The organism is Shimazuella kribbensis DSM 45090, assembly GCF_000428065.1.
Taxonomy (GTDB): Bacteria; Bacillota; Bacilli; order Thermoactinomycetales; family Thermoactinomycetaceae; genus Shimazuella; species Shimazuella kribbensis.
Map to the genome: position 1 here is coordinate 245,092 of NZ_ATZF01000002.1, position 20,682 is coordinate 265,773.

A 20,682-nucleotide genomic window follows, 5' to 3' on the forward strand; every position below is an offset into this window, starting at 1 on the left:
ATATAACCAAGTAACAAAAACATGAAAATGGCCCTAGTGAGCTATTTTGATATTCTTAATCAATCATGAACATCTCAAAATTCCCTGAATGAAAATCTTTCTCTTAGTGCATGTGCATATGATCTGATGGATTATAGATAGGTAAGGTAGGATTCAGGTATATCGCCAATATAAGAAGAATGGTCAAACCCAAAAGGATAGTAAATAAGAGGCACATATAATAGAGGTGACCAAGGAATAGTTTCCCTTGAACTTTGGAGGAATCTGAAATTTCTTTTCGTATCAACGAAATCATTAGAATACAACTTAGGGTAAAGACAAAAATAAGATAAGCAAGTGTGATAATTGGTGACTCATTTCGAATCATGACACCTAGCATTACACCCATCATCCCACCCATGATTCCCGCCAGCAATCCATCTAAAGAAGCAATAAAATGGATTGGTTTTCCTGTACAAAAACCTACTAACATACCAATAAATATAGTAATCTCTGTTGCTCCAAACATTTCCCCAATAAGTGCACCAAGAATGGTGCCTAGCAACAAACTGGATACCATTGCTATACCCATCGAAATCATCATACCTGTCATTAGCGTTAGAGATTTTTTATGTTGATGTGTGAGAATGATTACATAAGTGGTAAATCCAATTAAAGTCAGGAATCCAAGAGAAATAACATACAATTCGCAACTTCCCCTTTTCCTATAAATTTGCACTTCCCCTTCATTTTGTATGAGTTAGAAAACATGATATTGATCCGTTATCCTTGTTTGATATGGATAACGGATCAACTGTCCATTTAAACCGCAACAGAAACAAGAAGTTGTTACGGTCTGTTCTGTCCCGAGAATTGCTCTTAACCAAAAAAGGAAAAAAGCAATTCTTTCGATCGAATAAACACACTCCACTCCATTTTCTGTAACAGTAAATTGGCCATCGGAATCTTCTCTGAAACAGATGAGTTTGTCATTTTGAGTCAAAGCAATCGTATGCATGAAACTCCTACCATCCACATGTAATATTGTATATATTTTATTCATTTTTAATAATAGCTCTAATTAGTTATTTTGTAGGAGATATCCCTTATAACTAAAATTTTTCAAATCACAGCCATTGAAAACGCTTGGATTCTATAGAAAAATAATTCTGCTTGTCTTGTGACCTATCCTGTACTACCCCATCACAATTTATTTCATTTCAAGACAAAACGTATATTGGTGAAAATTCCATCTACTTGTTATAATGAAACCATAGAATTATGGGCAAATTGCCACCTCGATCAAGGAGTCTCCCGTGAAGGTTGTTCTCGCTCGCACCGCCATCGCTGCCAAGCAGTTCGCCGCGACCACTGAGGTCGCCGGCACTGTCGAGGCCGAGTACGGCACCGTGGTCATCAAAGGCACGAAGGTGACCCTCGCTCACCACACCGGACAGTACGCAGGGCAGCTGCCCCCATCCGCCCGTACCGACGTCCCCGTGCTGGGAGACAAGGACATCATCCTTATCTCTCACATCGATGGTGACACCGTCGGAGGAGTCGCGTCCCTGATGGGACGCAAGCCGGAGAACCCCGAGTTCTGGAAGGCCATCGCTTTTTTGGACGAGCAGGGTCCCCACCACTTGCACGAAATCGTGGATCCGCAGTTGCGCCGTCTGGTGATGGCGTACAACGGGTTCTACCTCCAGCACTTCTTCTCTCTTGGTAACATCGATAATGTCACCGACGTCACTGCTGAGGTGGAGAAGCACATCACTGCTCTTGAGCGCATTTTGAGCGGCGACGAGGAGTTCATCTTCTCGTGCATCGATGCTTGGAAGGCCAACGAAGCCGCCATCGAGCAATGCCTCGAGCTTGAGGAGGCTGGTACCATGCGGGTGTTCATTTCCGATGGTCCGTTCTGCAACGGTGCGTACTACAGCCCCCGGCTGGAGCAGATCATTCCGGCAGTGGTAACGCGGAACACCGCCACCGGCGCCATTATCGTGTCCTTCGCTGACGGTGGACAGCAGGTCTCTGCCTGCGAGATCGTCCAGTCTCTCTGGGGACCGGAGGCCGGTGGGCACGCTGGTATCGCGGGGTCACCTCGCGGCAAGAAGATGAACCACGACCACCTGTACAATGTCGTGGCACTAGTACTGGAGCGCCTGCACGGCAAATGATCTCAGCCCCCGCTGCCCTGAAGGGCAGCGGGGGCAACCCCGGGCATTGTGGTAACTCTCGTAAACCAGAGAAACACCGCAACTGTCCGGCCCGCATATAATGTATTTCCTATATATAAAAGAACCATCAATCTCCATACATGAACGATGACCTAAAAAGTGGACAAAAATAAAAAACCTAAGCAGCTATAGATGACTCTGCATTGATCAAGGGTCATCTTATTTAGTGTCCATTGATAACGCTCGGAATTATAATACTCGATGTTAGATCGGAAATTTAGAGTTATTTCTTTCAGAGGCAGATAGACACCTGATTTGGTTTAATAATCATCATGAAAAAAATCAAAGAAGAAGTTACAAAACATTACACACTACTTTTCAATTTCCAATTTTCCAACGATCCCGCAATACAACAGGTGATCCAAATCCCGAAGCATGGATGGATCGGTTTGTGCAAAGAATCCTGGTTTCGCGAAAGCTTCTTTAAACATCTGAATATAAAACAGAATCGAATCCAGCAAAATGTCTGGATGCATAGATCCTTCCTTTTTTCCTTCTTCTATTAACTTCTCGAAAAAAGGGAGGATTCTTTTTTGATAAAATTCATCCATATGTGCTTTCATTACTGAGATAAGTACAACATGGTTGATCCAAACAAAGCAAAAAAAAGCATTCCCGTTCCGCACTCATTATTGGGAAGGCGAATGAATATGCTTCGTTTCTGTTGAGATAACATTAAAGACCTCCAGTCATTTTCCATTAAATGGGGAGATGGCCCCAAAATTGGTCTTTGCTCCCTCTTCCCCTTACTGGCAATAGTTAGAGCCGTGATTGTGTTCCGATCACGGCTCTAACAAGTTCACAGCGTATTTAAGGTTACCTACGTCTTATCGAAAGTTATTGGTAATAAACGTCATAAAATCCTCATCTGATGATTCTTTTCTCATGTTATTCAGAAACTCTGCATCTCCTCCAGCAAGATATCGAAAACGGTTTGTTTGATCTGTAGCAGCTTCATAAATCACCTTAGCTATGAATTCTGGTTTGGAGACATTGGTCTGAAAACTTTCCAATTGCTTTTTCATTACTGTGTCGACATAGGATTTATAGGTTTCTAATGAGTCGTCTGATAACACATCCAAGGAACGTCCTGTAAAATTCGTGGCAACGTTTCCTGGTTCCACAACTTTCACTTTGATATTGTGAGCGGCAAGTTCATAGAAAAGCGATTCCGAAAACCCTTCAATAGCCCATTTGCTCGCATGATAAAGAGTTAAAAATGGAAAGGCGACTTTTCCGCCAATAGATGAAATGTTAATAATCGTGGCTTCTTTATTTGTTCGGAAGTGAGGCAAGATAGCTTGGATGGTATGGAAAACACCAAACACATTTACATCAAATTGCCTTTTCATCTGTAAGTCTGTAGCAGCTTCAAATGGACCAAATGTAGAATAACCGGCATTGTTTAACAAAACGTCGATTTTCCCGAAATGTTCAATTCCTTTTGTGATGGCATCTTGAATCGTTTCTTTTTGCTCGACATCCAGCTTTGTCACTAAGACACGATCCAAACGATCCAATTCTGTTTCCTTCTCTGGAGATCGCATGGTGGCCACCACATTCCATCCTTGCTCCGAAAAATAGTTGGCTGCTGCTCTTCCGATACCCGAAGAAGCTCCTGTTATTAAAATCGTCTTCATCTTACTCTCCCCCTTGGTGGTTTTATCACAGAAAGTATACAATACATTTTAAACAAAGTAAACTAAATTATCGTTTTTAGTTTACTTTGTTTAAAATGTTTATTATGTATGTTGATTTGATATAATGATAATGTAGAGAAAGGAGGCTCCTTTTTATGAAAAAATCAGCAAGTGCTGACAAATACATCGAAAAGATAAAACCAATTATAAGAAAAACCAGGTTTAGTCAACTAAAAATAGATGATATCGCAAGGTACATGGACATTAGTAAAGCAACACTATATAAGAATTTTTCTACAAGAGACGAGATCTTACATACGGTCGTAGCACATTATATAGACTACCTTTCTGAAGCAGATGCCATTGTTCAAGATGAAAATGTATCATTTACCGAGCGCTTCCAGAAGACTTTTGAACAATCGTTAAAATGTGTTATCTATGTATCTGATTTGTTTTTAAACGACCTCAAAGAAACCTATCCATATTTGTTTGAAAATCTTTTACTAGCTCAACAAAATCGCAACAAAAACCTAGAGGTTTTCTTTGAAGCCGGTATGGATAAAGGGATATTTAACCGGATAAATGCTCCATTGTTTATGGTTCAAGACGATGCAGTTCTTCGCCGTATTATGGTACCTTCGTTTTCCATCAAGTATGATCTAACATTAAAACAAGCACTTATCGACTTTTACCAAATGAAAAAGTATCAGCTGTTTAAACCAGAATACCTCGATACAGTTGATGATTTTGTTATTGAAAAGGAGATTGTTCAAATCTTATCGACAATCACATGAATAAACATCTTTTAATGGAAAAAATAAAGCCAGTAACGCAAGATATTCGTAGCGTTATCTCCGTCATGTTATTGCCAGTAATAAATAAGGCAGACATTGCAACAGTTGCCGAACTCGCTGAACATAGTGATATTAACATCACTCGTCGATACTCAAAATCCACTATTATCGAGTTAGAACAAGCGATTGAAAGTCATTTTGGTTTCCTTATCCCTATTAAGGCCCAATGACAGGGTTGCTGTTCTAGTCCGCAAGAATATTTCCTATTAATGTAAAACAAAGAACCAGCCTCGATATTTAGCTGGTTCTTCTCTATTAAGATGGTTCCTGTTGGATCTGTCACAAAATCAAAGAAACATAAGAACAATTATGTTTACTCATTAGCAAATCTAACAATCAAAACAGCCCATATAGGAAACATCATTTATTGATTCGGGTAGCGAATGGAATGAAACATAAATGATTTGTTTAGTCCTAAAACCAACAACCGTGCGACAAAATGCAATTTACCCAAAAAAATGTGATTTATCTGACGGACTAGAGGCAGAAACCGTCTCACTATCCCTATATTGTCAGCGAGAAAGTTGATAATTTTTTACTTTAATAAATCCATATCCATATCTTGTTATTTTAAAAAAACTTATTTTATAATTTCCCGAAGATGGAATATTATACTTTACGCTATGAGATGATTGGGAACGACCAGTGTAATGAGCTTTGCAGTTTGTTGGATTTGAACCTTGGTAAATGCAAACATCATATGAAGATTTATCTTTATCAGCATAACTCACATCCTTATATGTATAGGTACCTTTAGAAAGATAAAAACTACCAGTAGTATAATAGGTATTAAACTCAGCCCAACCCGATTTGCTTGCGAACGATTCATTCACTTGGAAACTCAAAACTGCAACCATAGACAAAACAAATACAAAAATAAAGTGGATTTTTTTGATCATGTGTAACCTCATCCTTATTAATATATTAGCAGTGTTGATTGAAACAAATATGCACCCTGTTATCCCTTTTGTTCATAAATGAAAAAATGTTAAATCAAAACTTGTAATATTTTTTATTATATAAAATCATTTTTGTTTGCAGCAAGTTCACTGCCTATTACTTTCCCTTTTAAGGGAACTCCCTTTACACTTTTTCAGAGAAAAAATGGTTGTTTAGTCGCTGTATGGCTTAGGAGCAACAAATGATTTTGTTTCTTTTAAATATGCTTGGGCTCCGTCAATCTGCCCCTCAAACTCTACGGTCAATGTGTATGGTTTTCCTTCACTGAATTTTTTAATTGAAAAGTAAGCTTCACAATAATGCAAATCTGGATCGCAATCTACAGAAGAGGATTTTATACTATCAACATGAAAGCTCCAAGTTCCATCCACCTTCATCGATTCGGGAATATCAATAAGTTGGGCACTTGTTACATATGCAGCATCCATCTCAGTGGAGTCTACTTCCCCTACTTTAATATGTGGTTCCAATTCTTCATCTGGTTTGTTCGTTGGTGTAGAATCTTGATTCGAATTTGATGAATTCTGGTTTGAATTTTCAATCGGAATTTCTTGTGGAGCTGTATTGTTCCTATTTTTATCCTGTGTTTCTGAGGTGTTCGTTTTTACTGGTATATTTATCGTACATCCTGTCAAACTCATGATCGTTATCACTAACATCATACCAATCAACTTTATCTTCATCTGTCAATCTCCTTAAATATTGTTTTATGTTTTTTTAGTATAAAGAACGAAGTGTTAGCTAAAAAGTGAAAAAAGGAAAAAAATATTTCCTCTTTTTCTACTTGACCTAGTGACAGAGTTCCTACCATAGACCGCAAAGTAGCATCATGATTTTTCTGAACTCATTATTTATATTTAATAATTTGAGCTGTGGTACTTAAGTTACCACGTGCTTTACACGGGTTCAAAGATACCGCCTTGTGAACGCTCAGAAGATCTTCTTCATTACATCTTCTTTTCCTGATCCTTCCGCTGCTTCACCAACTCCCGAATACTTGGTAAGCTTCATTTTACGATTGATGTAACTCTGGCCATCTTTCAATTGAATTGTGTGTATTTATATGAAAATTATAATTATTATGTCATTTCCTTATAATAAAATAGGCCTCTATTTCCCTCTGAGACGAATGGAAATAATGATAATGATGGGATTGTATTACTTGGCAATATTTATCGAAATCCGAGCTTCTAAGCCTGTATTATGCGAAAGTATAAATTACCATCCATTCCAATTGGTATGAATTAACTGTTTTCAGGTGTTTGGAGAATAATACCAAAATCAGTCCTCGTTTCCTTTACCCCTAAAAGGAATTCTCCTTTCATTTGCCTTCTAGTTCATTCTATCAAAATAAAAATGAACCATTGAGTAGTTTTTAATATTTCTAATTTTTTGCGGGGAAACTTACATGTATGGTACTTAGGGGACGGAAGAGTGGTATCACAACTCTGCTACCCGACCGTTGGATAAAAAACGGGGCCGGGTGGCCTTCCTGATTGGAAAGACCACCCGGCTTGGCGAACTCGATCTGTTGATCAGCGGCGATGACGAAAATACTTCACCAACTTTTCGATGCCGCTACACACATGCGCGAGGAAGATGGCAAGATAGCACACCAAGAATGCGAGAGAAATGGCGACATACACATACCCCACATAAGGGTCATTATTCATGATTCCTCCAGAGAGTTCAACTGTATCTATAGGTTAAATGATTTTATCTGTATTATCAAATAAAAACTTGAAAGAAAAGAAAAAGCCCTTATACAAAAAGGGCATTTTCCTATGAATCGCGTGGATCTCCCATTTGATTCCCTCCTATAAGAGGTATGGTATGGGCTAAAATCCATGTCCAGTAAGGTCTATTCCGGTTTTCGTTCGTTTGCTCCCTAAACTCCAATACTCCAATTTTATCAAAATAAAACGGGTAAAAAGATCATGGAATGATATCGTTTCCTCTCTTCGAATTAGATGAATAACAGTAAAAAACACATGGCCTCTATGCACTTAGAGATCATGTGTTTTTTTAGGTAACAGGGTTAAGATATATTTTCGTAATAACTCAGTACGCTTTTGACGGTTGTATCTCAAGATGATCCAACGCTCAATGATCCATTGCAAGAACACAAAAAAAATAAGAATTTATGGGCGACTAAATTTTACATGACCACCATCACGATCAAACCAGCCTCTAAAAGCCCAATTTATCCATCCACCATCTCCTTTATTGGTAAATTCTCCATCTTCAAAAGCCCAAATTCCATAAACGACACTATCATATGTTGCTGAAGCATAAAATTTAACTCCGTTAAAATGATCTTCATACTCTTGGCTCAAGTTAAAAGCCATTACATTGTATTGTTGACCAGCAGCATAAAATGTTTGTTCCATTAAATTTTTCACAAATCCCGACCGATTATCATCCGATTTAATTGCATCTTTAATGGCATTTGCTATTCCAAGTACATCTAGACTAACATCAAGACCTACATCTGCAGACATAACTTTCACCTCTTTCATAAAAGATTAGTAGACAAAAGAGAGAACTGCATCTCTATTTCAAATATTATCATTATGACTAAAAAATGTAAAATTAATAATAAATAGGATTATTTAAGAAAAAGAGTATTATATAAGATATTTTAGTATAAAAACAAGTCTTGATAACAGAAAAGCTTTTTTAGAGTTTGACAATTCAGGGAGTGGATATGCAAAAATGCTGTATTTTCACCATCAACTCCATGTCCGGTTCGTACTCTAGTCCGAAAGATAGATTCCGGTATATGATCATAATTTCAAAAGCATTTAATCTCTTAGTGTTTAGAGATTAAATGCTTTTTCGTGGAGATCAAAAGTGACCAGATCACTCTCGTCACCAAAGATCCTAACGAGTGGTTCCTGAGCTTCGGTTACTATGAGAACGAAGCATTCGCAAGTTCATTCGGCATGACCAAGTCGAGCTTCATTCGAAACTCAAGGCGAGAGAATGATCTAAAAATGAAAATCGTACAACTCCTCCATTAAGGTAAAAAACCTTTCTGGCTCAAGTAGACCTGATCTTCAGCAAATACTTTCCGCAATCTGTCATATACCACCCGATACGCAGTAGGATTATACCACTTTGCTAAACCCAGTTCTTCGTACATCAAAGAAATACCTAAATTATTCGTACGCCTCCCCCCACTTCCGTCTCCCATAAAATAATCATCTACACACACACGGTTTGTTACTTTCACTAATTCGTTTGGGAAAGCTTCGGTACTCGGTAAGACAGGGGCAATTGTTGCTTGGGTTGGTACACCTGCATCCGCCAATAATTTTAGTGTTCTTAACCTAGCAGAAATCGGTGGAGCATTGGGTGTAAAATGTTTTCGAATGTCTTCTCGATCCGTCTCGATCGTCATGCTGACTCGCACTCGATCTTTTAAACCAAGAAGCAAATCAATGTCTCTATGAACAAGAGGACTTCTGGTCTGCACAAATAAAAAGTCAGGCTGATTTTCTACCACTACTTTCAATAGAGACCTTGTGACCTCTTCCTTTAATTCAATTGGTTGATAAGGGTCGGTACTGGATGACATAAAGATGGTTACCTTTCCTTTTTTCTTGGCTCTTGTAAGCTCTTTTTGAAGGAGTTCTGCCGCACCCATTTTTATATTGATCCACGTTCCCCATTCCTCTTTACTAAATGTAGACACTGGCATTTGACGTACGTAGCAGTAAGAACACCCAAAAGTACAACCTGTGTAGGGATTGAGGGAATGACTGTAACCAGAAAGGAATCCGGTGCCTTTATTCATAAGTGTTTTTGGGTATTTGTAAAAAATTATATTTTTCACACCAAATCCTCCAACTCACTCTATCAGCTCCATATATCTTGCTAGTTTCCCATAAACTTCAACAACTGAATATTCCGTCATATATGAACTCAATGTCATATGTTTCTATAAAGATTGAGAGTTGTTCTACCATCTTTCTCTATCTAGAATTTAAAGATGAATCGCTAATTTCTACTTTGCATCATGAAAGATAATCCCTAAACCATATCTCATTCCAGACAGAATGGTGCTTACTCCATGTCGAAGTGTAGTTTTATAATACCTGCGGGTTCCCGAAACAGGTCGATGATTGGTCGGAAAGATAAGAGCTTCTCCTTGTTTCAAAGTAATCACATGTCCCCTGCTTTGTGCACGTGGTCGTTGTTCTATTAATAGAGATTCCCCACCAGTATAATCTTTTTCTCGTTGATTCAATGCAAATAAAACTTGGAATGGAAAATAAATTTCTCCGTATAAATCTTGATGCAAACAATTATATCCACCAGCTTCATATTTTAAAATGAGTGGTGTAGGATGCACCTGTTCTTTTTGATGACATTGCTCTAGAAAATCCGAATGATTGGTTGGATAGATGGCATCTTTACCTAAATAATTCAGCCACCGGTTAGCTGCTATTGCAAGTTCACTATAAAAATTTGTTCGTAATTGCTGCAAAATAGCAGGAAGAGGAGCCCGAAAATATTTATACTCTCCCCTGCCAAATCGATACCTTTCCATGTTAATTGTGCTTCGAAAATAGGATGCCTCTGTATACATACGGATAATTTCTTGACACTCGTGCTCGTCCAACAAAACTGGAATTTTGGCATAGCCTTGATCATCTAATGTTTGATGAATAACACTCCAGTTCAAGGATGCAATACGATCTTCTATAGAATTAGGCATTTGTAGTCTTCCTTTCTACATTTGATCGTTCTTTTTCCAAAGACAGTAATTTCATTTTCATTTTCAATCCGCCTCGATAACCTGTTAGTGCACCATTCTTACCAATAACACGATGACAAGGAACAGCTATTAAAACTGAATTTGCACCGATAGCCGATCCCACTGAGCGTACTGCGTTTGGTTTTCCAATATGATTTGCAATATCGGAATAAGAGTAAGTTTGTCCATAAGGAATATTACATAATGCATCCCAAATAGATAATTGGAATGGTGTACCATGCAGGTCAACAGGTATTGTAAAGGTTTGACGTTCTCCTTGAAAGTACTCCATCAATTCATTTGCATAAGGTTTTACTTTTTCTTCATCTTGTACCAATACGTAATTCGGAAGATGTTGAAGAGTCCAATAAAATAACTCATCAGATGATTGATTTTGAGAACCAACATAACAAAGTCCTTTTTCCGTTGCAGCAAGATAAATATCCCAATTTCCGTGAATCAAATGTGTCCAATATACCAGTTGGTTATTCTTTGATGTGTTCATGCTCTGATCCCTCCATCAAGTTTTTAGTTATTTAGTTGGCGATATGCTGTGGGAGTATATCCCGTTTTTTGCTTAAATAAGGTCCCGAAATATGCCATATTGGAAATACCTACTGCAAGGGCAATATCCATCACGGAAAAACCGGATGCAGTAAGATATTCCATGGCTTTTGAAATTCTTATTTCTTGTATATATTCCGTTGGAGAAATGCTTTTTATTTGTTTGAATGTTCGTTGCAAATGAAAGGGGCTTCCATGAAATAAATCGGCTAGTATTTGCAACGTGAGATGTTCAGCAAAATTTGTATCAATGTATGTTGCAACTTGGTCCACCCATTCTTCAGCTGGTAACTGCTTGTCAGTTGGTTTGCATCTTTTACATGGGCGATAATCTTCATCTAAAGCTTGTTGTGGATTTTCGAAAATCTTTACATTTTCCTTTTTGGGTGGTCGTGACTTACATGATGGACGACAAAAAATTCCTCTAGTTTGGACTCCATAATAAAATTTCTTATCATAAGATGTATCATTGTCCATAATTGCTTGCCATTGTTCCATTGATAAATTCCCATCTGTCATCGCTTCTTCTTTCATATGATCACCTCGTTTACACAGTATACTCCCACTCATGGAGGGAATGTAAGTGCTTACGGATGAAAGAGCAAGATATCGAAAATGAATTATATTATGGTTTCACTATGATCTTCTTATCTAAAATAAAGTCAAAAAATCCAGCAGAAGGTATTCTACTGGTTACTATATTTCTATATTAAATTACAGTTTTTTCTTTGGTTAGTGATTGGATATTGTTGAATCACAAAAAATACCTAAAATTTTAATAGTTATGCAGATATTCGGAAGCTCTTATATGGTCTATCTCTTTCCGCATGAAATTGGTTGGTATCCTAAAAAATGCACATCGATTTCTTCATTAAAATCATTGTTTATAACCATTTCTGGAGTTATCACGGATTAATAAATCCGGATAATGATAAAATTTTGCAGAGAGGCTTCTAATTCATAGAACTAGAACCAGCAACTGATAAAGAATGATGAAAAACATGTTACTAAAAAAAGAAGAACATGGAACTTCACTTCGGCTTCTTGGAAAAGAGTCCTTTAAGAGCAAAAGCTACATTTTGTGGTCTTTCTGCCAACCGTCGCATAAAATATCCAAACCAATCATTGCCGAAAGGAATGTAAACACGCATTTTGTACCCTTCTTGAACCAAGCTTAGTTGGATATCTGTTCTAAATCCGTATAACATCTGAAATTCAAATTGGTCACGTGGAATATGATGTTTTTGAGCGAATTCTTTTACTTTGGCAATGATATGATAATCATGAGAAGCAATTGCCGTATAGCTTCCGCTCAGCAAATGCGCTTCAATGATTCTCATATAATTTACATCAATGTATTCTTTCTCTTGATAAGCAACTTCAGGATATTCTTTGTAAGCTCCTTTGACTAAACGAAGAGAAGTCCCTTTTAACTCTTCCACGTCTTGGTTAGCTCGAAATAAATAGGCCTGAATCACGGTTCCTACATTATCATATGTTTGACGTAATTCTCTCAGGATATCTAACGTGATTTGACAATGCGCGTAATCTTCCATATCAATTCGGACAAAATTGTTGTGTTGCTTGGCTGTCTCTAGAATTTGGCGCATATTTCTAACGCAAAAATTTCGGTCAATATCCAATCCCAGTTGGGTCATTTTTACAGATAAATTACTATTCACTCCAGCTTTGGCGATGGCTTCTAACGTCCTTACGTTATATTCTGTTGCTTCTATCGCTTCTTCTCTACTTGAAACAAATTCCCCCAAATGATCCATTGTACAAATCAAGCCCTTTTTATTTAACTCTTGAGCTTTTTTAACAGCACTATCGATCGTATCTCCAGCCACAACTTGAGAAGCTCCAAATCTAAGGCCCCATTTTTTCGCTGCTTTATTTAACCCTTTACTTTGGGAAGCGTAAAGGAAAATATATTTTGAAACCGCTGCTAACATGGATTATCCCCCCGAGATGATATGTTCCTATATGAATGGAATAATTTTATAGTGGGCAACTCGAAAGAAGTTGCCCACCTTTTCCTTAAACGCTAGTAGTTTTCGCCTGCTATTTTTATACTTTAAGATAACTAACTGTCTTCTTTTTTTGCTTTAAAATAGGTATCTCGATCCAATCCTATATATTCAGGCCCAAAAATGGTCAATCCTTTGTCACTCTCCCACACTTTCGGTGCTGGAAAAGTCACTACCGCTACATCCATCTCCGTTGTACAATTAGGGTTAAGAATGGGTATCCCTGTTTTTCTGTCAAGAATCACGATTAGTTCAGGAATGATGGATACAATCTCTTCTCCACGTTTCGCTATCATATATTCATTTCTAAACCAAATGTTTAGTGAAGTATTTTTTCTATCATTATTTATCGATCTTACAGTTATACTGCCTTCTATAAATCCACCTGTATCTACCCACGTTGCATCCGATACAATTCCTTCTATTAAAAGTTCCCCTTTACCAGCTAAGATAACGGAATTTACAGGGGAATCACCTTGATCATTTGCCAACCTCATGGCTCTTCCTACCCGTTCAGCTTGTGTCAAAGTTCCAGAAATAACAGAATTTTTTAACTTCTCTCCTTTTATCGGATGATCACACACCCCTGAAAAGTTACCTGAAATGGTAGCAAATGAGCGTGCAATTTGTTCGGCACGATCATGATTAACTGCTGTTTCCACTATTACTGTGTCTCCATATTTATTCGCTAAGGAAAAGGGAGTAATGGAAACATCAAAAATGTTAAAAGTAGTATGAGCAAGGTCAGGGACAGCTCGTCCAGCTGGATCAGCATCTATTAACGGGACACCCAAGCTTGCTGCTGTTTCCATTGCCCAAGCTGTATTTCCTCCCAACTCAGTAGCTATGACGGCTTGGATCGGTTCGCCAAGGTATTCCTGTAGTGCCCTAGCCGCAATTGTTGAGACATTCTCCTTAATGATTGGAAGATTTTCTAGCCGTTTAGAAACTTCTTTTGATGGTGGAGCAACAGATCCCACATAATATGGTGATGCAATCAACCAATTATCTTTCACTTCGTCCAGAGTCAGGATGGTAACCTGTTTGCCTGCCTTGTACAACTCACGAACTAATGCAAGACCTTCATCCAGACTTCCACCTCCTCCTGTTCCGTAAATACAGGCTCCATATAATATGTCTTCCACCTCTTGTAAATGTAACGTTCTCAACTATGAATTTCTCCTCCCCAATTTCACTCTCACCTTTACTCCAAAACTTCACCTTCCGTTTCTGGAATAAACAGAATGGTAATAAGAGTAATTACCACAAATGCTTGTACAAATGAAATCGTCTGCCCAAAAGCCCACCCCATACCGATAACCATACCGATAATAGATGGCGCAAACGCATTAGCCCAGCGTTGAGCAGCTGCACCGAAGCTATAGCCAGCAGAGCGAGAATTCGTTGGGTAAATTTCACCGAACCAAGCATTCCAAACGCCCCATGCACCTAAACTGAAAAACGATAAACCAAAATAGAAAGCATACATTTGAACCATACTGGATGAAAATGCAAATCCAAATCCACAAATGACAGTTAACAATACAAATATAATCATGATTTTTTTACGTCCATATCGACCTGTTAAGGAAGAAGCAACTAGATAACTCGGAATTTGGAAAACCGTGGACAATGCAAGAAATGTTAAGCTATCAGATAAAGCTAAACCACGTTGTGCTAGTAAGGTCGGAAGCCATGTATATAAACCCCAGTATCCAAAGGCAAAAGCAAAGTTTACAATGGTTTGATAGGTTGTTAACTTTAACAGTTTTCGTTTAAAAATCGAGGTGTAATTTCCTTTTTCGATGGGCTGAATCCATAATGTTTGCTTCTCTTCCAGTTTAATCTGTCCGTTACTTAAATAAGTGATGGATTGCTTCGCTTCTTTCTGTTTCCCTTTCCCTGCCAACCAATAGGGAGATTCAGGAATTTTCCGTAGCAATATAGCCCATAAACCAACAAGCGAACTTAAAATAAGAACAGCACGCCATCCACCAATCAGACCTTCTCTATCTAATAAAAGTGATGTAACACCAAGTGCCATCAAAGTACCTATAGGCCATCCTGCTGAAAGATAAACAATTCCTCGGCCACGTTGTTTTACAGGCAGCATTTCTTCAAAATACGGATATCCTGCTACCATGACTCCTCCTAAAGCTAAACCAGCTATAAATCGTAAGGCATAGAGCATTTCAAAATTTACCGAAAAGGCACTAACTGCGGAAACGATGCTAAATCCGAGTAGACTAATGATCAAGGAATTTTTTCTTCCAATCCTGTCGGAAATAATCCCCCACATGTATGCTCCTGGAATCATCCCAAAATAAATAGAACCGATAAGAGACCCAACTTGTAGATCCGATAATTGAAATTCCCCTGCTATATTGGGGCTGATAAAAATAATCAACATCATTTCCCAAGCTTCTATAACTGAAATGATAAAGAGGACAATACCTACAAAAAAATGCTTTTTTGTAAACGGCATGTGGTTAAAGAGTTCTCCCACTCTTACTATTTGATCCGTGTCTCTCCTGACTTTTTCATTCATCTGCCATGTCACTCCCTTTTACTCCATTAGTCTCAACCAAGTAATACACACCTACCTGTAGAATAAACCCATACTCTCACTAGCAGCTGTTCCACCTCCTTTAAGCAGGTTCAGCTCATGTAACTGTATAGTACTAAATGCGCTTCTCTATGTTTTCTTCCCATTCTTTACGAGCAGATGAGAGACCCATCAAGTCATATGTTCCTTCATCAAGAACTACACCGTAAACTTCTTTCGCTTGATGTACGGTAATGTATTCATTTTTGACATCTTCCACAACTTTCGTAATCGGTCTGGCAAACGGATGTCCATATCCTCCCCCACTACCAGTAACCAATTTAAGTACATCTCCTTTATTTAATGGATATCGCGCATAAACGCCATATGGGCCATCTACCACACCGTTTTTCTTCATAACATAAAATTGATTCGGAGAACCATCTTTCCCTTCGTTGAATCCCCACGGAACATATTTATGACGACCAAAAGTAACTGTCGCAAATTGTCCGTCCGTTAAAGCTTGGTAGGATCGAATAACACCTGCACCGCCAATAAATTCACCTGCACCCTCACCATCAGCATTTAGCGAATATTCATCCACCATCACTCCATAACGAGCTTCCGCTATTTCAACCGGTACATTGTATGTTTCACCATCCCCTATACAAAATTGTCCTCTTGCACCATCTTGATCATTCCCAGCTCCCCATCCACCTAATGATGGTTCCACGATTAAAAATGGATTTTTTGTATCTGGGTGATTCCCAGATAGTGTTACCGCACATACAGAAAGAAAATGACCCGCAGGCAACTTGGACGGAATGACAGGAGCCAGAGCTTTCCAGACAAGGTCTCCCCCCATCGAACCACTCTCCCAATATACGGACATCGGGGCAGGTCGTTCGGCAGAAAAAATCGAGCCTGGATCTGTAATAATTTCCAATGGGCGAAACACACCATCATTTATATGCTGATCATCATTCGTGATGGCTAAAAATACCGTGCGTACATCCGAAACTAAGGTCGTGTATGAACAATTGATTGGACCAGGAACTTGCGGATGACTGCCTCTGAAATCGCATACAAAATTGTCATCTGTAATCGTTACCTTTACTTGAACTTGAAAAGGACCATTGCCAAGTCCATCCGTGTCAATATAATCCTCTGCATAATAATCACCGTTAGGAAGGGATTGAATGATGCTTCTGGAAATGATCTCACCTTGGTCCAATAAATGTTTTGTTGTTTGTAGCACTGTCTCTTTTCCATATTTTCTACACAGTTCTAGAAAGCGCCTTTCACCGATTCTCAAGGAAGCGATTTGCGCCCACATATCGCTTAGGGAGAGCTCAGGGAGACGTACATTTGCTTGGATGATATCGACTAAAGCTTGATTCAATTTACCTTCCTCAAAGAGCTTCACACAAGGAAATTGCAACCCCTCTTGGTAAATTTCCGTCGCATCATTTGTAAACGAACCTGGATCTTTTCCTCCAACCTCGGTCCAGTGTGCTTTGTTTGCAGAAAATGCTACGAGTTCCTCTTCATAAAAGATAGGCATAACGAGACCCACATCGGATAGATGGGAACCCCCACCATTGTAAGAATCATTGATGATAATAATATCTCCAGGCTTTAGGTCATCTTGAAATTTTTTCACTGTTTCTTTTACCATAAAGCTAAGCATTCCAATAAAACCTGCGACACCGTTTCCTTGTGTGAGCAAATCACCTTTAGCATCTGTAAGGCCCGTTGCATAGTCAAGAACTTCATAAATAATGGGGCTCATCGATGTTCTTCCTAATGTATAAAACATTTCTTCCCCGACGGCGGTTAGTGAATCTTTTACGATTTCCAGTGTGAATGGATCAATTTTCGTATTTTGCATTTTCCATCCCCCTATTGTAAATCAGTAAATTCCCGTAACTATCTATTTCTAACTCCTGTGTTGGATACAAAAGGATAGAAGACATAAGATCCTCAATTACCGATGGTCCTGAAATCTTCATTCCAGGTGCTAATTCATTACGGCTGTATACGTTCGTCTTCACCCAACCAGTTTCTTCATAAAAAACATTACGTATTTCTTTCAATGGTGCATGTTTCTCTGTTGTCTCTTTTATTTTTTTGATTTCCGGTTTGTTCACACGTCCGAAAGCGGTAAGGTGAAGATTGACAACTTCCACTTGTGTTTCAGGAAGTTGGAATGTATAGGTTTTCTCATGCAGTGTATGGAATGAAGCAATGATTTGCTGAATCATTTCAGGACTCCAGTTTTCATTTGGTATCGGCACTTTTACCGTGTGTTCCTGACCAACATATCGCATATCAGCATACTTGGAAAAAATAATATTTGTTTCTTCCATTCCTTCTTGTACGTACTGCTTGATAGCCTGTTCTTCCAAATGGCTCCACTCTATATTCATCTCGTCTAGATTTGTACCATCTAACAGTTTTACATATGTTTTAATAAAATCTTGACGCAAATCGGTCATTAACATTCCCCATGCGGAGAAAACTGCGGAAGCTACAGGTATAACCACTCTACGAATACCTAGTTCCTTTGCAAGAAAAGTGGCATGGAGTGGTCCTCCTCCCCCAAACGCAACCATCGTAAAGTCACGTGGATCATATCCCTTCCGGACAGAAATAAGTTTTAATGCATTTAACATATTGGAGTTAGCTAAACGAATAATCCCGAGTGCTGCCTCTTCTACTTTCAAATCAAAATGGTTTGCAATCTTCCCTTCCATTACTTCTTTTACCTTTTGCAAATCTACCGGATAAGTGAAGTTCTTTGGAGAAAGTCGTCCTGTAATTAAATTAGCATCCGTAATAGTTGGCTCTTCTCCTCCTTGTCCATATGCAACTGGACCTGGAACCGCACCTGCTGAATGTGGACCCACACGTAACGAGCCGGCGGGATCAAGCCAAGCAATCGATCCTCCCCCGTTTCCAATTTCCACAATGTCTACGACTGGAACTTTCAGCGGATACCCTGCCCATTTCTCTGTTCTTTCGATATGGTAATCCGTAGTGATTTTTACCTGTCCATTTTCGATTAAGGAACATTTTGCTGTTGTTCCACCAACATCAAATGCAATCAGATTTTTCTCTCCAATAATTTCTCCTAAAATAGCAGAGCCAAAAACTCCCGCAACAGGACCGGATTCGACCATATTAATCGGGGCTTCTTTTGCCAAACTAAATGTAGTGGTTCCTCCGTTTGACTGCATAATATACTTTTTGGCCGTGACATCCTTGTCTGCCAGCTTCTCTTCTAAACGATTAATATAAGAAGAGGCAATTGGTTTCACATATGAATTCATAACGACTGTATTCGTCCGTTCATATTCACGCCATTCTTTTGTCATTTCATATGAAGCGGTAATGGAAACTTCCGGCCAAAGCTCTTTAACCATCTCTACGGCTTCTTTTTCATGAACAGGATTTCGATATGAATGTAAAAAAGCAATTGCAACCGCTTCCAATTCTTCGTTTTTAAACTCGGTTATAATCTCTTTTAGCTGTTCTTTATCCAACTGTGTAACAATTTCACCTTTATAATTCAAACGCTCTTCTACTTCTTTTCTTAAATAACGCGGCACAATAGGTACTGGTTTTTGATAGCGGACGTTAAATAAATCAGGACGATTCCCTCGGGCAATTTCTAGGACATCACGAAAGCCTTTTGTTGTAATAAGACCTGTCTTTACCCCTTTTCGTTCCGTCAATGCATTAATAATCACTGTTGTTCCATGAATAAATGTTTCTATTTCTTCTAATGAAATTTGACTTTCTTTTAAAACATTTAGTACTCCTTCTTCAAAGCGAGGCGGTGTCGTACTGCTTTTAGCAAATCCAACCTCACCATTTTCCTTCACATACACAAGATCAGTAAATGTTCCTCCGACATCTGTTGCTACTCTCATCTTCTCACCTCTAGCTACTTATTTTTTTAAAAAAACACAGCATGCCGTTGAGTCCAAATGCGGAATACCACAATTACTCCTATACTTTAGATCGCAAATTTTATCGCTTTAGCGAAGTTAAACTTTCTTCCATTATTAAAAAAGAATAGGTGTTAACACACATAACAAAATCGACTCTTTCTCTAAAGGATTTTCATAATCATGTGGAATCTGGGAAGGGAAATGAATAGATTCTCCTTCCGTTACATCAAATTCTTCACCATCCACCTTAAAGCGGACGAGACCTTTTAATACATAATAAAATTCTTCACCAGCATGACTATAATCGTTATCTTTTTGCTGATTAGGCTGGAGGACGACAACAAGCGGTTCAAGGGTTCGGCTTGAAAAATTACCACTAAGTCGAATATAGGATGTATCTGAACCCTCAATACGAAACTTTTTTTGTTCACTCTTTTTCACATAAAACTTTGTACTGCTAATAGGTTTGTCAAAAAAATAAGAAATGTCTACTTCAAACGCATCAGCAATTTTCTTCAAAGATGTAATAGTTAACGAAGAAGAACCACGTTCGATCATGGATAAAAAACTGCTTGATAGCTCGGTTTTTTCACTTAATTCTTTCAACGTTAATTTACGATCCATTCGTAAACTTTTGATCTTTTCATGTACTTCATCCATTACTTGTTGATCTTCCTTTCAGCTCGGCATATTCAATATATTGAATTTCGTTTAATATATTGAATACAATGTATTAGATCTTTTATTTGTTGTCAATATGTTCTTGAATTAAAATTGGTTTTTTGTTTTTGTGCAAGAAATTCATCTGTACTTAGTTTTAAATCAAGCCTTAGATTATAGGGCGCTGGATTAATTTTGATTGACAGATATTAGCTGAATTACATCAAGTTATAAACAAGAAACGAGAGACATTTCACCGTTATCTGTAATGTATACAACTAACCGCCTTTTGGAGGTTTTATACTTCCCCTTTTAAAAATTGGTGAATATCCCTAACCCATATCCTATTTTTACTTTTATATCTTGCTACCCGAATTGGAGCCGGGAAAAGATCACTCAAGCCGGATCTTCAGGAGAAGTTTTTACCTCTAACACACTGTCAGGGAATTGTTCCTAACCAACGCATTGTCTATTCCCGCACTTTGGACT

Annotated in this window: 20 protein-coding genes; 3 read left to right on the forward strand and 17 right to left on the reverse strand. The window is 38.4% G+C overall.

Annotation, left to right across the window (positions count from 1 at the left end; translation table 11 throughout):
* Positions 1-103: 103 nt before the first annotated feature.
* Positions 104-685 carry a hypothetical protein gene (locus tag A3GQ_RS25560; RefSeq protein ID WP_051271207.1) on the reverse strand — a complete coding sequence of 194 codons (582 nt, stop codon included), beginning with the start codon at positions 683-685 and terminating at the stop codon, positions 104-106.
* Between the two features lie 54 nt (positions 686-739).
* The gene (locus A3GQ_RS0104630; RefSeq protein WP_028776063.1) at positions 740-997 is read right to left on the reverse strand and encodes a hypothetical protein; all 258 of its coding nucleotides are present in this window, start codon (positions 995-997) and stop codon (positions 740-742) included.
* A 298-nt stretch (positions 998-1,295) separates the two neighbouring features.
* Here A3GQ_RS0104630 and A3GQ_RS0104635 point away from each other — a divergent pair, with 298 nt between their 5' ends.
* Positions 1,296-2,162 (forward strand): hypothetical protein, encoded by an 867-nt coding sequence (locus tag A3GQ_RS0104635; RefSeq protein WP_028776064.1) that lies wholly within the window; start codon positions 1,296-1,298, stop codon positions 2,160-2,162.
* A 371-nt stretch (positions 2,163-2,533) separates the two neighbouring features.
* Here A3GQ_RS0104635 and A3GQ_RS27635 read toward each other — a convergent pair whose 3' ends face one another.
* Entirely contained in the window at positions 2,534-2,698 is a 165-nt protein-coding gene (locus tag A3GQ_RS27635; protein ID WP_169818244.1) for a hypothetical protein, read from the reverse strand.
* Between the two features lie 351 nt (positions 2,699-3,049).
* Positions 3,050-3,862, reverse strand: a complete 813-nt coding sequence (locus A3GQ_RS0104650; RefSeq protein WP_028776066.1) for an SDR family oxidoreductase — start codon at positions 3,860-3,862, stop codon at positions 3,050-3,052.
* A gap of 155 nt (positions 3,863-4,017) precedes the next feature.
* Here A3GQ_RS0104650 and A3GQ_RS0104655 point away from each other — a divergent pair, with 155 nt between their 5' ends.
* Positions 4,018-4,656 carry a TetR/AcrR family transcriptional regulator gene (locus A3GQ_RS0104655; RefSeq protein WP_028776067.1) on the forward strand — a complete coding sequence of 213 codons (639 nt, stop codon included), beginning with the start codon at positions 4,018-4,020 and terminating at the stop codon, positions 4,654-4,656.
* Positions 4,653-4,886: a hypothetical protein gene (locus tag A3GQ_RS0104660; RefSeq protein ID WP_028776068.1), complete on the forward strand. Its 234-nt coding sequence runs from the start codon at positions 4,653-4,655 to the stop codon at positions 4,884-4,886. The genes A3GQ_RS0104655 and A3GQ_RS0104660 overlap by 4 nt, the downstream gene beginning before the upstream one ends.
* A 342-nt stretch (positions 4,887-5,228) precedes the next feature.
* Here A3GQ_RS0104660 and A3GQ_RS0104665 read toward each other — a convergent pair whose 3' ends face one another.
* The 13 genes from A3GQ_RS0104665 to A3GQ_RS0104730 form a co-directional block, all read right to left on the reverse strand.
* Positions 5,229-5,615 carry a hypothetical protein gene (locus A3GQ_RS0104665; RefSeq protein WP_028776069.1) on the reverse strand — a complete coding sequence of 129 codons (387 nt, stop codon included), beginning with the start codon at positions 5,613-5,615 and terminating at the stop codon, positions 5,229-5,231.
* 213 nt (positions 5,616-5,828) lie between these two features.
* Positions 5,829-6,359, reverse strand: a complete 531-nt coding sequence (locus A3GQ_RS0104670) for a hypothetical protein (RefSeq protein ID WP_028776070.1) — start codon at positions 6,357-6,359, stop codon at positions 5,829-5,831.
* Positions 6,360-7,817: 1,458 nt separating this feature from the next.
* Complete coding sequence (locus tag A3GQ_RS23410; protein WP_051271209.1) at positions 7,818-8,195, reverse strand: hypothetical protein; 378 nt, start codon at positions 8,193-8,195, stop codon at positions 7,818-7,820.
* A 500-nt stretch (positions 8,196-8,695) separates the two neighbouring features.
* The gene (locus A3GQ_RS0104680) at positions 8,696-9,514 is read right to left on the reverse strand and encodes an SPL family radical SAM protein (protein WP_028776071.1); all 819 of its coding nucleotides are present in this window, start codon (positions 9,512-9,514) and stop codon (positions 8,696-8,698) included.
* A gap of 171 nt (positions 9,515-9,685) precedes the next feature.
* Positions 9,686-10,399 carry a 2OG-Fe(II) oxygenase gene (locus A3GQ_RS0104685; protein ID WP_028776072.1) on the reverse strand — a complete coding sequence of 238 codons (714 nt, stop codon included), beginning with the start codon at positions 10,397-10,399 and terminating at the stop codon, positions 9,686-9,688.
* Complete coding sequence (locus A3GQ_RS0104690; RefSeq protein ID WP_028776073.1) at positions 10,392-10,943, reverse strand: methylated-DNA--[protein]-cysteine S-methyltransferase; 552 nt, start codon at positions 10,941-10,943, stop codon at positions 10,392-10,394. The genes A3GQ_RS0104685 and A3GQ_RS0104690 overlap by 8 nt, the downstream gene beginning before the upstream one ends.
* Positions 10,944-10,966: 23 nt before the next feature.
* Positions 10,967-11,536, reverse strand: a complete 570-nt coding sequence (locus A3GQ_RS0104695; RefSeq protein ID WP_028776074.1) for a bifunctional transcriptional activator/DNA repair enzyme AdaA — start codon at positions 11,534-11,536, stop codon at positions 10,967-10,969.
* Positions 11,537-12,033: 497 nt separating this feature from the next.
* Positions 12,034-12,957 (reverse strand): proline dehydrogenase family protein, encoded by a 924-nt coding sequence (locus tag A3GQ_RS0104705; protein ID WP_028776075.1) that lies wholly within the window; start codon positions 12,955-12,957, stop codon positions 12,034-12,036.
* Between the two features lie 131 nt (positions 12,958-13,088).
* Positions 13,089-14,201 (reverse strand): S-methyl thiohydantoin desulfurase family protein, encoded by a 1,113-nt coding sequence (locus A3GQ_RS0104710; protein ID WP_028776076.1) that lies wholly within the window; start codon positions 14,199-14,201, stop codon positions 13,089-13,091.
* Between the two features lie 35 nt (positions 14,202-14,236).
* On the reverse strand, positions 14,237-15,580 hold the full coding sequence (locus A3GQ_RS0104715) for an MFS transporter (RefSeq protein ID WP_051271211.1): 1,344 nt from the start codon (positions 15,578-15,580) through the stop codon (positions 14,237-14,239).
* A 133-nt stretch (positions 15,581-15,713) separates the two neighbouring features.
* A complete protein-coding gene (locus A3GQ_RS0104720; RefSeq protein ID WP_028776078.1) occupies positions 15,714-17,468 on the reverse strand; it encodes a hydantoinase B/oxoprolinase family protein in 1,755 nt (584 codons plus the stop codon).
* The gene (locus tag A3GQ_RS0104725) at positions 17,449-19,512 is read right to left on the reverse strand and encodes a hydantoinase/oxoprolinase family protein (protein WP_028776079.1); all 2,064 of its coding nucleotides are present in this window, start codon (positions 19,510-19,512) and stop codon (positions 17,449-17,451) included. Before A3GQ_RS0104725 ends, A3GQ_RS0104720 begins: the two co-directional genes overlap by 20 nt.
* A 135-nt stretch (positions 19,513-19,647) precedes the next feature.
* A complete protein-coding gene (locus A3GQ_RS0104730) occupies positions 19,648-20,193 on the reverse strand; it encodes a helix-turn-helix domain-containing protein (protein WP_028776080.1) in 546 nt (181 codons plus the stop codon).
* Positions 20,194-20,682 lie beyond the last annotated feature (489 nt).

Coding starts and splice junctions, on each gene's coding strand:
- A3GQ_RS0104630 (WP_028776063.1), bottom strand. CDS start 997: ATGCATACGATTGCTTTGACTCAAAATGACAAACTCATCTGTTTCAGA.
- A3GQ_RS27635 (WP_169818244.1), bottom strand. CDS start 2,698: ATGCATCCAGACATTTTGCTGGATTCGATTCTGTTTTATATTCAGATG.
- A3GQ_RS0104650 (WP_028776066.1), bottom strand. CDS start 3,862: ATGAAGACGATTTTAATAACAGGAGCTTCTTCGGGTATCGGAAGAGCA.
- A3GQ_RS0104655 (WP_028776067.1), top strand. CDS start 4,018: ATGAAAAAATCAGCAAGTGCTGACAAATACATCGAAAAGATAAAACCA.
- A3GQ_RS0104660 (WP_028776068.1), top strand. CDS start 4,653: ATGAATAAACATCTTTTAATGGAAAAAATAAAGCCAGTAACGCAAGAT.
- A3GQ_RS0104665 (WP_028776069.1), bottom strand. CDS start 5,615: ATGATCAAAAAAATCCACTTTATTTTTGTATTTGTTTTGTCTATGGTT.
- A3GQ_RS0104670 (WP_028776070.1), bottom strand. CDS start 6,359: ATGAAGATAAAGTTGATTGGTATGATGTTAGTGATAACGATCATGAGT.
- A3GQ_RS23410 (WP_051271209.1), bottom strand. CDS start 8,195: ATGAAAGAGGTGAAAGTTATGTCTGCAGATGTAGGTCTTGATGTTAGT.
- A3GQ_RS0104685 (WP_028776072.1), bottom strand. CDS start 10,399: ATGCCTAATTCTATAGAAGATCGTATTGCATCCTTGAACTGGAGTGTT.
- A3GQ_RS0104690 (WP_028776073.1), bottom strand. CDS start 10,943: ATGAACACATCAAAGAATAACCAACTGGTATATTGGACACATTTGATT.
- A3GQ_RS0104695 (WP_028776074.1), bottom strand. CDS start 11,536: ATGAAAGAAGAAGCGATGACAGATGGGAATTTATCAATGGAACAATGG.
- A3GQ_RS0104705 (WP_028776075.1), bottom strand. CDS start 12,957: ATGTTAGCAGCGGTTTCAAAATATATTTTCCTTTACGCTTCCCAAAGT.
- A3GQ_RS0104715 (WP_051271211.1), bottom strand. CDS start 15,580: ATGAATGAAAAAGTCAGGAGAGACACGGATCAAATAGTAAGAGTGGGA.
- A3GQ_RS0104720 (WP_028776078.1), bottom strand. CDS start 17,468: ATGCAAAATACGAAAATTGATCCATTCACACTGGAAATCGTAAAAGAT.
- A3GQ_RS0104725 (WP_028776079.1), bottom strand. CDS start 19,512: ATGAGAGTAGCAACAGATGTCGGAGGAACATTTACTGATCTTGTGTAT.
- A3GQ_RS0104730 (WP_028776080.1), bottom strand. CDS start 20,193: ATGGATGAAGTACATGAAAAGATCAAAAGTTTACGAATGGATCGTAAA.